This window comes from Pigmentiphaga aceris (genome assembly GCF_008119665.1).
Lineage (GTDB): Bacteria > Pseudomonadota > Gammaproteobacteria > Burkholderiales > Burkholderiaceae_B > Pigmentiphaga > Pigmentiphaga aceris.
This window is the reverse complement of sequence record NZ_CP043046.1, coordinates 6134795-6148521: the sequence shown is the minus strand read 5'-3', so window position 1 is coordinate 6148521 and position 13727 is coordinate 6134795. Positions and strand designations below refer to the sequence as shown.

Here is a 13727-nt window from a genome sequence, read left to right as displayed (position 1 = left end):
GCGCGGTCTTGATCATGCCTGCGAACGATAAGCCAGCGTCGCCTTCACCCGCAGCCGGACGTCGCTGCCTGCGTCGGGCTGGCTGCTTATCTGCAGTGTTCCGCCCGACTCGCGCGCGCGCTCGTGCATGCCTCGCAGCCCCCAGTGGTCCGGTCGACCGTAGGGGGTCAGATAGCGGGCGTCGATGCCACGACCATCGTCCCGAATACCAAGCGTGAACATCATCGTTCCATAGTCGATCTCGACCACAACCTGCCTGGCCTGTGCATGGGCAAAGGCATTGACGAGCGCCTCGTGCCCGATGCGATACGCCTCGTCGCACACCACAGGGTGCAGCAATATCGGATCACCCCGTACAGCCAAGGAAAAGGCCGTGGTGCTGTTCTGGGCCAGTTGGGCACCCAGGGCTTGCAGCGCGTCATCCAGCGCCGCAGGGCCGCGCACAGGGCTTCGCAAATCACGTACCCGATCACGGCCTTCGCTGAGCACGATGTCGGCCCGGTCGAGCGCATCTTCCATGCGTTGTCGCGCTTGCAGGTTTGGCGGCAACATGTTCACGACGGCCTGGAAGTGCAGCATCACGCCTTGTACGCCCTGCAGCAAGGTGTCGTGCAGCTCGCGTGCGATCCGTTCGCGCTCGTGATGGCGGGCTTCCAGGCGGACACGCAAGGCGTCGGCAGATCGCCGCAGCTTCACGCGATACAACAGCCACAACATGAACACCACCAGCGCAGCCGCCGGCACATAGAACAGCGGACGTCGGTAGAAGACCGGCGGGATCGTGAACGCGGTGGTGGCCTCTTGTTCGCTTGGCACGCCATCACCATTGACGGCAATCACACGGAACCGGTAGTTGCCCGCGTTCAGGCCGGTGTAGACGGCTTGCCGCTGGCGGCCGACGTCCTGCCAGGTGGTGTCGTAGCCATCCAGGCGATAACGAAAACTCAGGCTTTCTGGTGCCGACAGGCTGAGCGCCGTGTAGTCGAACATCAGACGCTTGGTGTCGGTCGCCAGCAGCAAGGGCGCGCCCGATGCCGCAGCGGGCAGCAGTTCGCCATCGGCGCTGACCGATTCGATGGTCACCTGCGGCACCATGTCCTTGCTCACGGGCTGCTGCGCCGGGTCAAGCCAGACCACCCCGTTGCTGGTGGAAAACCAGATGCGACCGTCATCGGCACGCACGGCCGTCGGCAAGGGCAGTACCTGATAGGGATCGTTGGCCAGCCCGCCCATCAGGTCATGCGCGCGATAACGGATGGTATGGCGGCTGTCGGCAAACACCTGCGCAATCTCGATGGCGGACAGCTGGAATATCCCTGCCTTCGCGTGAATCCAGAGTTCAGGAGCGTCGTTGCGGGCTGCAGTGCTCGTGTCGGAGGTTGACGTCGAAGCAGCCCCGTCTGACGCGGGTTCAGGTGATGCAGTTTTACGTGAAGCAGTTGTACGTGACGCAGTTTCCTGTGACGCCGCTGCTGTGCCAGGCACAGCGATGATCGCGTAGATGTTGTCGAACAGATCGTTGTCGGGCAAGGGCAGTGGATGAAACCGGTCGTCTTCGATATAACCCGCCCCGTGCTGCCCGCCCACCCAGGTACGCGTGCCCTGGTGCGTGATGGCGGTGATGTGCCCGATGCGCATGCCGTCTGCGTCGCCCCAGCGACGTTCGCCCTGCGCATCACGCATTACCAGCAGGTTGTCGCGATAACCGAACCACAGGCGTCCTTGCGCGTCGGCAGAGGCCGCAACCGGCATGATCTGGCTACCGCGCATAGAAGGCGGCGGCATGGCACGCCAGATGCCGTCGCGCAGTTCGAACAGGCCAAGCCGGTTGATCGATACCCACAGGCCACCTTGGTGGTCGCGCGCCATCGCACGTACCGATGAACCCGGCGTGGCAGCAGCTGGCAGCCCCGCTACGCGCACCTGACGATCCCCCTGCGTTTGCCAGATGCCAGCCGGCCCGGCCATCCAGATGCTGCCGTCGGCATCACGCATGGCACTGGTGACCGGTGCAGGCATCTGCATGGTGTCGATGCGATCGCCCACCATGCGCATCGCGGGACGATTGCTGGTGCCGGCCCACAGACTGCCGTCATCACCCGCGACCAAGGCCACGTTCAGCGCGTCCGCAGGAAACCCGCCAGGCATCAGTTCCCGAGGATGGAAACGATCGATACCAGCATTGCTGCCCACCCACACATTGCCCTCGCGGTCTTCCAGCAAGGGCCAGAGATGATTGCCGCTGAGACCTTCGCGCACGGTGAAGGTGCGGGGGGTGGGCAGGTGGGGCGTGGTGCTCGACGGATTGCTGGATGGGTCGCTGGGCAAATCGACGTCTGGGTTGTCCACAGCTAGCTTGTCCGCCGCCGGATCTCCCACATACAGCAGGCCATTGCCGAGTGTACTTATCCACAAGGCACCCCGGCGGTCGAACAGCAAGCCGTTCGCACTGCTGGCAATGGCATGCGTGGCACGACTGATCTTGCCATCAACAAGCATTACCCGATGCAGATCTGTCCCATATCGTTCGCTGATCCATATGGCACCATCAGGGGCCTGTGCGATATGGCTTGCCCAGTCGATATTCATCCCAGCATCGATGAATGACGCAGTGCCGGGCGGGCGATAGAACAGCTGGCTTTCATTGGCAGCCCACAATATCCCGTCACGGTCGACGAAGACGGCGCGCGCATGTTTTCCGGGAAAATTCTGCGCGCCAGCCATGCGTTGCCAGCGGGTGCCATCGAAGCCTGCCAAGCCGTCATCGGCTGCTGCCCAGACGGTGCCGTCCCGATCCCGCGCCATGCCGTAGATGGCCCCGGCAGGCAGACCTGCAATGACATCTGAATCTGAACCTGCACCTGGCTTTGCACCAGTCACATGACGCTGCATGGCGTCGCGTGAGATGACGTTGATGCCACCCGCCCGCAGGCCCACCCACAGCCGATCATCCACGGTCAGCAGGCTGGACACGATGCCCGGCGCCTTGCCATCGGGCGTGGCGTAACGCACGAAGCGCAGGCCGTCGAAGCGGAACAGGGAGTCATTGGTGCCGAGCCACAGATAACCGTCTGCGGTCTGTGCCAATGCACCGACCTGGCTGGGACCGCCATCGCTGCCGCTCCAGCGGCGATGCTCAAGCTCGTCAAGATCGCGCGCGGCGATGCTGCCGGCCGTCAGCATCAGCAGCGCCGATGCACAGGCAAGCAGCCGGCGACGCCACGTGGCGCGGCGCGCTCCCGTGGCCTCAGAACCCGCCCAGTTGTTGGTTGGCCCAGTCGATACAGGCATCGGCGATTTCTTCCCAGCCTGGCTCAGTGATAAGAAGGTGGCTACGGCCTGCGTACAGGCGCATGGCGCTGACGGCGACCGAGCGGCGATGCTGGCGGAAGCTTGCAGCCACCGTGGACGCCTGCACGCTGCGATCCTGTTCACCTGCGATGAAGAGCAGGGGCGCGCGGCAATCGTTGCCGAAGTCTACCTTGCAGCCGATCCCCAGCAGGGTCTGCCAGAGCAATCGGCCCGACGCAGGGACGACCCAATCGTCAAAAGCCTGCTGGCGTTGCTCAAGGGGCAGCGTCTGCGCCACATCGTGGTCGAAACGAGCGCGCGTGAGCGGTATGGCAGGGCAGAAGGAAGGAGAAAATGAAGCGGGAACGGCGGGATGCCGAGCAACGCCTGTTGATGCGGATGCAGCAGGCGACGTCTTCATCGTCCGGTGCATGACACGCATGCACAACCGACTTGACCAGCTCGACCACAGCGGTGCGATGCGGCGCAGCGCAGACCACCCGGGCAGCACACCGCTTGGCGGGGTAGGCGCAATCGCAATACCGACTGCGCCCAAGCCACGATCGATCAGCAGTTGAACCAGCAGACCACCCACGCCGTGCCCGACCAACACGGGTGGTTCTACCAGCGTGCGAATCAGGAAGGCGTAGTGCGCAAGCAGCCCGTCCATACCAAGTTCCACCAGCCCTGCGGGAGGCTGACGGGTCGCAATATGATCCGGGTGTTTGTGCTCGGGCGCTGAGGTCTCAATGCCTGGCCATGCCGGTGCCATCCACGTGTATCCACAGGCCGCAAAGCGGTCTGCAAAGTGACGCCAGACGCCTGGACTCAACCAGGCGTCATGGATGAACACAACCGTTCTATGCATGCCGGCATTCCCGCAGTCGTTGCGTCATGCGGGCTGTCCGATGACCTGGCGTCCCGCGCGAACGGAACACCAAGCGACTTGACTGGACAAGACGCCAGCCTTTAATCAGACGAGTCTTTGATCAGACAAGACGCCCGCGGCTTAGCGGATCGGTGCGGGAACCGGTGCCAGGGTTTCGTGGTTGCCCGGCAGGCGGGCAGGCGACTTGTGCACCATGGTGTAGGCGTAGTCCACGCCCATGCCGTAGGCACCGGAGTGTTCGCGCACGATGTCCATCACGGCGTTGTAGGTGCCCTTGTTGGCCCAGTCACGTTGCCATTCCAGCATGACTTGTTGCCAGGTCACCGGCACCACGCCAGCCTGGATCATGCGCTGCATGGCGTAGTCGTGGGCTTCCTTGCTGGTGCCGCCAGAGGCATCGGCCACCATGTAGATTTCGTAGTCGCCTTCGGCCATGGCGCACAGGGCGAAGCTGTTGTTGCAGACCTCGGTCCAGAGGCCGGCAACCACGACCTTCTTGCGGCCGTTGGCCTTCAAGCCGTCGCGCACTTTCTGGTCATCCCACGAGTTCATCGAGCTGCGTTCCAGGATCTTGTGGTCCGGGAACACGTTCAGCAGTTCGGGGTAGGTGTGGCCCGAGAAGCTCTCGGTCTCGACGGTGGTGATCAGCGTCGGAATGTCGAAAACCTTGGCAGACTTGGCCAGCGCCACGGTGTTGTTCTTCAAGACCTGGCGGTCGATCGACTGCACGCCGAATGCCATCTGCGGCTGGTGATCGATGATGATCAGCTGCGAGTTGTGCGGAGTCAGTACGTCGAGCTTGGGATTCGGATTCATGATGATCGGGTCCTTGGGGGTAAGCGGGCACCGTCGCGTATTGCGTGTGCCCGGAGATCGCAGATTTCTGCGCCAGTCCGGTTTGGTCCGAACTGTGGCGCAGTACGCGCGCGTCGCCTAGGACGTGCCTGCGTTTCTTGGATGGATCCCTGATCGTCTGCAAAGACCCGCCTGGTGTTCGCCAGGCAGGTCGATTTACCCCTTCCGATCTTTCTTGCGATTCAAGCTTGCGACTCAAGCTTGCAATCAAGCCCTGCAATCAGCCCAGCAAGGCCTCGATCGCCGCTCCGATGGCCAGCAGGTCGCGGTCGGCATTGCGACGGCCGACCACCATCAGCCCGACCGGCAGTTTGCCGTCGCGCGGCAAGGGCAGGGACAGCGCGGGCAGGTCGTAGAAGTTGAACACCGAGGTATTGCGCAGGACCAATGCGTTCACACGCATGAAGTCGGTTTCGTTCTGCACATCGGCGATCAACGGAGCCAGGAATGCCACCGTGGGCAGCACCAGCGCATCGAAGTCGGCCAGTGCCCGATCAAGCTCGCCAAGCAGTGCATTGCGCGCCTGCTGAATGCCCACGTAGGTGGCGGCGTCCAGCGTCTGACCACGACGGATGCGGCCCAGCACGATCGGGTCATACGCCTCGGGGCGTTGCACCACGGCCTCGCGGTGGATGTGCGCGGCTTCGGCTGCGATCAGCGTGCCTTTTTCCTGCAACTGGAAGGGAGCACCCAGCAAGCTGTCGAGCGATTCATCGCTGACGCGCGCGCCAGCTTCAGTCAGTGCGGCGACGGCTTGTTCGAAAGCGTCTGAGACCTCGGTTTCCACCTGCGTGAACAACAGACCGCGCGGCACAGCCAGACGCAGACCACGCACGCTGCGCGCTTCCACCGGCACGTGATCGATGCCGGCCAGCACGCTGTCGGTGGCCACGGCGTCAGCCACGCTTTGCACCAGCGGACCCAGGCAGTCGAGCGTGAACGACAGCGGATAGGCACCTTCACGCGGCACGCGCGACAGGCTGGGTTTGAAGCCGACCAGGCCGTTCAGCGCGGACGGAATGCGGATCGACCCACCGGTATCCGACCCGATGGCGATTTCCGCCATGCCACGCGCCACCGATACGCCTGCACCCGAGGATGATCCGCCCGGAATGCGCAGCAAGTCGTGGGCATTGCCAGGCGTGCCGTAATGCGGATTCAGGCCCACGCCCGAGAACGCAAATTCAGTCATGTTGGTCTTGCCGATGATCACCGCACCACCCGCGCGCAGACGACGCACGACCGGTGCATCCTGCGTGGCCGGTGCCGCATCGCGCAGCAAGGCCGAGCCCGCGGTGGTGGGTTCACCCGCCACGTCGAACAGGTCCTTCACGGCGACGATGCGACCGTCCAGCGGCCCCAGCGACAGCCCGCTGGCCGCACGTTCATCGGCTGCGCGCGCCGCCGCGCGGGCCGTGTCGACATAGACACGCGTGAAAATGCGGCGGCCTTCGTCGCCGGCCTGCTCGATGGCCGACAAAGCCGCGTCGAGTCGCTGGGTGGAGCTGGTAGTCATCTTTTTCCGTCAGAAAAAAAGGGGCAGAAAAAACGGTGGTTAAGAACGATCAAGCAATGACGGGCAACGAATCGGTCACGTAGCGGTGACGGATGCTGCGCTTGCGACGCGGGTCGAACAATTCCATGTCGAACACGGCGGAAGGACGAATGCCGCCGATGGCTCCCATGGTGCCGCAGGTCATGCCGGTACCGTCAGGCAAGGTGCCTGCGCCGCCCACGTAGCCGGCAATCAGGTCCAGCGGGTTCTGCAGGGAGTCCAGCGTGCCTTCCTGGTACAGCACACGTTCGCCATTCTCTTCGATCCAGGCGCGCACCACCAGTTCGTCCCAGTATTCGGCCACGTCGGCATGACGCCAGGCGTCGCGGCCAACCGGTTTGATGCACGCTTGTTTGGAGAAGGCCACGCTGACCGATTCCAGCTTGCGATCGGTGTGGTCCGACGAGATGCTGACGAACAATTCGCCATTCACGGCGAACACAAAGGTTTCGACTTCGCCAGAAGAATCGCCACCCAGCACTTGCAGGTTTTCTTCCTGGGTCAGCTGGTTGTGGCCGATGCGGTAGTACAGCGGCACGCTGCTGGGGCGCGGCACGCCGATGGCGGCAAGCTCTTCGATGTGATGGTCGATGGCAGCGCGATCGCGGCCGGCCCAACCGGCGACGACGAGTTGCGAGATGTCGGCGACCAGGGCTTGCGAACCGGTGTCGGTGATCAGGGTGAATTCAGCTTTCATGGCATATGTCCAACACGAATGAGGAGACACGTGGCCGGCATCATGCAGACCACGTGCGAAACAAAGGAAGCGTTAAGGGGGAGGCGTCAATCGGGCAACGGCAGTAACGCGATCAGCCGAACACGCGCGGCAACCACAACGCGATGTCGGGGAAGAAAGCGAGCAAGGCCAGCATCACGAACATGGCCGCGACGAAGGGGAGGGCACCGATGATCACGGCGTTCATGGACCCGCTCTTGCGCAGGCTTTGCACCACGAACAGGTTCAGGCCTACGGGCGGGGTGATCAGCGCGGCTTCCACCAGCACGATGATCAGAATGCCGAGCCAGATCGGGTCGTAACCCAGTGCCAGCATGATCGGCGCGACGATCGGAATCGTTGTGATCATCATCGACAGCGTTTCCATGAAGCAGCCGAGCACCAGGTAGAACACGATGATGATCAGCAGCATCCAGCCGGGCGACAGACCCAGGCCCTGGATCGATGAGGTGAGCGCATCGGTCAGACCAGTGGCTGCCATGATGAAGTTCAGGAAGGCAGCGGCGATGACGATCAGCATGATCATCGCAGTCGAGCGCATCGTGCCTTCGATCACTTCGCCCAGCATCTTCCACGACAGGCGCTTGAACCACGCAGCCAGCAGGAAAGCGCCGAACACCCCCAATGCGGCCGCCTCGGTAGGCGTGGCCAGGCCGGCATAGATCGAGCCCACCACCAGCAGGAAAATGCCCATCGGCGGCGCGAGGTCGACCAGGCTGGCCATGCGCTGCCCCCAGCTCGCCTTGATGGTCTTGCCACCCCAGGACGGCTTGAACATGCAGGCGATCACGATGGTCAGCATGAAGAGCGCTGCCATGGCAAAGCCGGGGATGATGCCGGCCAGATACAGCTTGGGCACCGACGAATTCGTCAGCACGCCATAGATCACCAGGTTGATCGACGGCGGAATCAGGATGCCGAGCGTGCCGCCCGCAGCCAGGCTGCCCAGGAACAGCGGTTCGTTGTAGCCGTATTTGCGGATCTGCGGAATGGCGACGGTACCGACCGTGGCGGCGGTGGCCACGCTCGATCCCGAGGTCGCCGAGAACAGCGTCGATGCACCGATGTTGGCATGCATCAGACCGCCCGGCAGCCACGACAGCCACAGGCTCATTGCGGCGTACATGCGTTCGGCGAAACCGGCACGCAGCAGCACTTCACCAAGCATGATGAAGAGCGGAATCGCCACCAGCAGGAACTCGTTGTTGGTGCTCCAGGACAGTTCGCCCATGGCGCTGGACAGCGGCAGCATGGAGTACAGCGGATCAAGGATGAGCCCGAGCAGGCCGAGTGCGGCGCCGACGGGAATGCTGATGCCGATGAGCACCAGCAACAAGACGATGGTCACCGGAATCATGTGGCGGCTCCCTTGCGTTGATTGGCATCGCCGTGAACCATGCGTTCACCGGCTGCCGCTTCTTCTGCGGCTTCTTCCTGGCTGCTGCGGACACCGCAGATCGCCTTCAGGGTCTCGATGTCGCCGCTGACGAGCGCGACGGACGCGCGGCACAGCATCAGTGCGAGCACGATGCACATCCACACCAGACCAACGAACCACAAGCCCTGCGGAATCCACAGCGGCGTGCCCATGGTGGTGTTGGAGCGCGAACCCTGGATCCAGGACATGGCAACCACGTCGTAGGCATACCAGGTGAGGTAGGCCATGAAGACACCGAGCGACACCAGGCAGACCCAGTCGATCACGGCGGACACGCGCACCGGCAGCATCTGGTAGATGACGTCGACGCGCACGTTGGCGCGCTGCAGCGTGGCGAAGGCCAGCGCCCAGGAGGTGCTGATCGCAAAGGCGTAGCTCGACAGTTCGTCGGCACCGCCGACGGTGATCGAGAACAGCTTGCGCACGATCACGTCGTAGGAGATGAGCAGGACGCTGGCGATGGTCAGCAGACCGCCGGCCCAGACCGCTGCACGCGACATGCCTTCGGCGGCCCGCAGGAGGCGGCCGAAGACGAGGAATTTCTCGGTTGGCATGATGGGAATGCTCGTAGTGACGATGCCCCCGGCCGGCAACACAGCGTGCCGGCCCGGGGGCGGAGGTACGTCGGGGACGTACTGCTTACTTAACGGCCGTCAGACCCAGGGTCGAGCCCACGTCCTTGTTCCACGCGGTGACGTAGGTGTCACGGGTGCGCGATGCCCACTTCGGCAGCACTTGTTCGTTCAGTACCTTCTTCAGCAGTGCGCGGTCGGCATCGGTCGGGGTGACCAGCTTCATCTTGCCCTTGACCGCCAGCGTGCACGCCGCAGCGCCGGTGTTGCAGTCATAACCTTGCTGGGTCTGCTTGGCAGCGGCGTCCCAGATCGAATCGATCATGGTCTTGATGTTGGTCTGGACAAAGGTCTGCACCTTCGGGTCCAGGCCAGTCCAGACCTTGTTGCTGACTGCGTGGATCTGCTGGTTCCAGTTGATCGGCAGCGCATACAGGTGGGTGGCGACTTCGTACCACTTGGCCGAGTAGCCCGACAGCGAGCCGGTGATGGCGCAATCGACCACTTTGTTCTGCATGGCGGGCACGACTTCACCAAAGGCCATGGTCACGCTGGTGCCGCCCAGGGCTTCAATGAACTCAGCCTGGGTACGGCTGCTGGTACGGACCTTCTTGCCTTTGATGCTTTCCAGACCGGTGATGTCGGCATTGCAGAACAGCACCTGCGCCGGGTAAGTCGAGATGCCGAGCAGCTTGACGTTGGCGGTGCCCGCGTAGAACTGGGTGTAGGTGGGCATGAAGGCGTCGGTGATCTTGCGCGCGGTGGCGGCATCGGGTGCCAGACCGGCCAGATCGATGGCTTCATTGACCGGGTTGTCGCTGGCGAAGTACGACATGGTGGCGGTGCCGAAGGGCACCACGCCCTGAGTCATCAAGCGCAGCAATTCCGGGCCTTTCAGACCCATTTCGTTGAACCCCTTGATGTCGGCCGTGATCTGGCCCTTGGACAGTTCGGGAACCGTCTTGGTCCAGAACGGCACTTCGTATTCCTGGTAGGCGCTGAGGTTGCTCAGACCGCCGACGATCTTCAGATTCGTCTTGGGCAGGTCCTGGGCATGGGCAGCCGTGCCCAGCATGGCACCGGCGACCATGACGACGGAGAGAAGAAAACGCTTTTGCATGAAAACATCCAAGGGAGAAGATTCGTTGAGCCCGTACGCGCCCGCACCAACATCGGTCACGCATACCCACACTGGCGCACGTTGAGCCGCCTGCGCACCATTGTGATGCTTACGTGAAATTTCACAATGGTGTTAACACTAGCCCATGCGAATTTCATGCCACGCAAGGAGTACGATGACGTGGTCGGGAGAGGGCGTGAGCGCCACCCGGCTGCGGACGAGTGCCGCTTCACGAGAAGACAGGAGCGGGCGTGCCCCCCAAGCCGAAATCAATGAATCGCGAATCCGACCCGGTCGATCTATCCCGAAACGAGCAGGCCTATGTGCTGCTGAAGGACCGACTGACCACGCTTGCCTATCCGCCAGGAGAATTCCTGAACATCGCCACCCTGGTGGAAAGCCTGGAGATCGGGCGAACGCCGATCAACCACGCCTTGCACCGGCTGGCCACCGAAGGCCTGGTGCAGGTGATTCCGCGCAAGGGCGTGGTGGTGTCACCGCTGTCGATCAACGATGCCTTGCATCTGATCGAGGTCAGACTGGCCAATGAGCGGCTCTGTGCGCGCCTGGCCGCCGAGCGCATCACGGCGGCCGAGGTGGAAGACCTGCGCAAGGTGGCAGCCGCGTTCGACGCGGCGGTATCCACGCGCGACATGCCGTTGATCATGAATTGCGATCGGCTGTTTCACGAACGGATTGCCGCGGCATCGGGCAATTCCATCCTGATCGAGATACTGAAGGTGCTGCACGCCCGATCGCAGCGTTTCTGGGCGATTTCCCTGGCGGCAGAAGGCCACCTGGCCGAGGTGATGGTCGAGCATCAGGAGATCGTCGCTGCCCTGGCGGCCAATGATGTCGACGCTGCCGTCCGCACGGTCGACGCGCACATTCAGTCGTTCCGCCAGTCTTTGCTGCGCGGGCGCTGAGGGCGAAAAAAAGCGCATCAAACAGGCGTCGGTGTGACGTCCGGTTGATGCGCTTCGGCATGGCGATCAGGCATGCTGTCTTGATGCCAAGTCGGGACATCGCCCCGACTTGGTTTGACTGACTTGGTTCGACCAATCAGATCCTGCCGACTTACGCCGCGTCGACGGTCGGTCGATAGCGCTCAAGCCAGTGCGCATACGGCGCGGGCAGGGTCCACGACGGGCGATCAACACCCAGCACCTGCGCGGCGTAATACGGCCAGTGCGGATTGCCCAGCGACGCGCGACCTACCATCACCAGATCGACCTGTTCTTTGCTGATCAGGCTTTCTGCCAGCTTGGGCGTATCCATGCCCCAGGCCGAGCTGACCGGAATGCCGACTTCACGACGCACGCGTTCTGCAACCGGGCCCAGGAAAGCCGGGCCCCACGGGATGTTGGCGGTGGGCGTCGAGAAGCCTACGCTGACGCTCAGCAGATCCAGGCCATCTTGCTTGAAACCCTTGGTAAGCTCGATGGCTTCGGACAAGGTTTCTTCGTCGTGACCGTCGTATTCGATCACGCCCATGCGCAGGGTCAGCGGCAGGTTTTCCGGCCACACCTTGCGCACGGCGCGCAGCGTTTCGCGCAGGAAGCGGCCACGATTTTCAGCGCTGCCACCGTATTCGTCAGTGCGCTGGTTGGAGTGCGGCGACAGGAAACTTTGCGCCAGATAACCGTGGGCAAAGTGCAGTTCCAGCCACTGGAAACCAGCATCACGCGCACGGATTGCAGCCGCCACGAAATCGGCCGTGACGCGCTGGATGTCGGCCACTGTCATGGCCTTCGGCACCTTGGACAAGGTCTTGTCGTCGAACGCAATCGCCGAGGGCGCAATGGTGTCCCAACCAGCTTCGCCGAAGATGTGGTCGTCGCCTTCCCAGGGCTTGTTCGCACTGGCCTTGCGACCGGCGTGGCCGATCTGGATGCCGGGCACCGAGCCGGCTGCCTTGATGGCTTCCACGATGGGCACGAACTGCCTGGCCTGTTCGTCATTCCACAGGCCCAGGCAACCCGGGGTGATGCGGCCTTCCGGCGATACGGCAGTCGCTTCCACGATGACCAATGACGCACCACCACGCGCCAGTTGCGCCAGATGGGTCAGGTGCCAGTCGTTGGGCACGCCGTCTTGCGCCGAGTACTGGCACATCGGCGGGATCACGATGCGGTTGCGCAGGGTGACGTCTTTCAGCGAAAACGGGGTAAACAGAGCGGTCATGGTTCACGTCATGAAGTTGATAGGCGCAGTGTATTCAGTCATCTTGCGGCGATAAACTGGTCTTCACGCAAATGATTTGTTCTCGTGAGGCATGAATGAAGCCACCAATGACACCACCCGCGGAACCAGTGAGGGGGCAAAAGCATGGCCCGTCGCTTTGATCATGTGGGTGACGTGGAGGTGTTCGTTGCCGTGGTCGAGCATGGCTCGCTGACCGCAGCTGCCGTGGCCTTGTCGACCACACCGTCGGTAGTCAGCCGGGCCATTGCCAGGCTGGAAGCCCGGCTTGGCACGCAGCTCTTGCGTCGGACCACCCGACGCCTGGGGCTTACCGACGCAGGGCATCAATACCTGGAACAGGCGCGCCAGGCATTTGCGCTGATCGACAACGCGGAACGGGCAATCCAGGGACAGGAAGGCGGCTTGCGCGGCCGTGTGCGGCTCAGTACATCCACCACTTACGGCCACTATCGGCTGCCACCGCTGTTGCAGCGGTTTGCACAGCTTTATCCGCAGGTGCAGATCGACCTGCATATCGGCAATCGCAACGTGGACCTGGTGGCCGATGGTTTTGATCTGGCCATCCGCTTCGGCGATCTGCCCGACAGCGGCATGGTGGCACGCAAGCTCGAAGACGCCAGCATCTGCCTGGTTGCGTCACCCGACTACATCGCGCAGGCCGGTATGCCGCAGGACGTGGAAGTCTTGCAGCATCACCTGTGCGTGTCGTATGTCATGCCGCACAACGGCCGCATCATGCCCTGGTCGTTCCGGCGTCAAGGCAAGCATTTCGATTGGACGCCGAACTCATACATCAACGTGTCCGACGATGTGCTGGGGGTGGTGTCATTGGCCGAACAAGGTCTGGGGATCTGCCAGACCTACGATTTCGTTGCCCATGAGCGGATCGCGCGCGGGTGTTTGGTTGAAATACTGCCGCAATATCGCGGCCGAACACGCCCGTTTTCGGTGATCTATGCGCCGCATCGCAGCCTGTCGGCGGCGGCGCGGGCCTTGATCGATGTGTTGACGGCCGGGATATGAGCGATCGCTTCGACAAGTCGGTCAGACCCGATTCTGACCGGAT

11 protein-coding genes are annotated in these 13727 nt (G+C 62.7%); 2 read left to right on the top strand and 9 right to left on the bottom strand.

The features are described 5' to 3' along the window. Positions 1-12 precede the first annotated feature (12 nt). The 8 genes from FXN63_RS26570 to FXN63_RS26535 form a co-directional block, all read right to left on the bottom strand. Positions 13-3291: a sensor histidine kinase gene (locus FXN63_RS26570; protein ID WP_148818719.1), complete on the bottom strand. Its 3279-nt coding sequence runs from the start codon at positions 3289-3291 to the stop codon at positions 13-15. Further along, positions 3248-4159, bottom strand: coding sequence for an alpha/beta hydrolase (locus FXN63_RS26565; protein ID WP_148818717.1), 912 nt, complete (start codon positions 4157-4159; stop codon positions 3248-3250). Before FXN63_RS26565 ends, FXN63_RS26570 begins: the two co-directional genes overlap by 44 nt. 141 nt (positions 4160-4300) lie before the next feature. Further along, the gene (locus tag FXN63_RS26560; protein WP_148818715.1) at positions 4301-4996 is read right to left on the bottom strand and encodes a hydrolase; all 696 of its coding nucleotides are present in this window, start codon (positions 4994-4996) and stop codon (positions 4301-4303) included. A gap of 259 nt (positions 4997-5255) precedes the next feature. Continuing rightward, positions 5256-6551, bottom strand: a complete 1296-nt coding sequence (locus FXN63_RS26555) for an amidase (protein WP_148818713.1) — start codon at positions 6549-6551, stop codon at positions 5256-5258. A gap of 49 nt (positions 6552-6600) precedes the next feature. After that, entirely contained in the window at positions 6601-7287 is a 687-nt protein-coding gene (locus tag FXN63_RS26550; RefSeq protein ID WP_148818710.1) for a DUF2848 domain-containing protein, read from the bottom strand. A 112-nt stretch (positions 7288-7399) separates the two neighbouring features. Continuing rightward, on the bottom strand, positions 7400-8683 hold the full coding sequence (locus tag FXN63_RS26545) for a TRAP transporter large permease (protein ID WP_148818708.1): 1284 nt from the start codon (positions 8681-8683) through the stop codon (positions 7400-7402). Further along, positions 8680-9318, bottom strand: a complete 639-nt coding sequence (locus FXN63_RS26540) for a TRAP transporter small permease subunit (RefSeq protein WP_148818705.1) — start codon at positions 9316-9318, stop codon at positions 8680-8682. Before FXN63_RS26540 ends, FXN63_RS26545 begins: the two co-directional genes overlap by 4 nt. Positions 9319-9403: 85 nt before the next feature. Further along, positions 9404-10456, bottom strand: coding sequence for a TRAP transporter substrate-binding protein (locus FXN63_RS26535; RefSeq protein WP_148818703.1), 1053 nt, complete (start codon positions 10454-10456; stop codon positions 9404-9406). Between the two features lie 272 nt (positions 10457-10728). On the opposite strand from FXN63_RS26535, the gene FXN63_RS26530 reads away from it, so the two are divergent. Next, positions 10729-11382, top strand: coding sequence for a GntR family transcriptional regulator (locus FXN63_RS26530; RefSeq protein ID WP_148818701.1), 654 nt, complete (start codon positions 10729-10731; stop codon positions 11380-11382). Positions 11383-11533: 151 nt separating this feature from the next. On the opposite strand, the gene FXN63_RS26525 is transcribed toward FXN63_RS26530, so the two are convergent. Continuing rightward, positions 11534-12640: an NADH:flavin oxidoreductase/NADH oxidase gene (locus FXN63_RS26525; RefSeq protein ID WP_148818698.1), complete on the bottom strand. Its 1107-nt coding sequence runs from the start codon at positions 12638-12640 to the stop codon at positions 11534-11536. A gap of 144 nt (positions 12641-12784) precedes the next feature. Here FXN63_RS26525 and FXN63_RS26520 point away from each other — a divergent pair, with 144 nt between their 5' ends. After that, positions 12785-13684, top strand: a complete 900-nt coding sequence (locus FXN63_RS26520) for a LysR family transcriptional regulator (protein WP_148818696.1) — start codon at positions 12785-12787, stop codon at positions 13682-13684. The last annotated feature ends 43 nt before the right edge of the window (positions 13685-13727 follow it).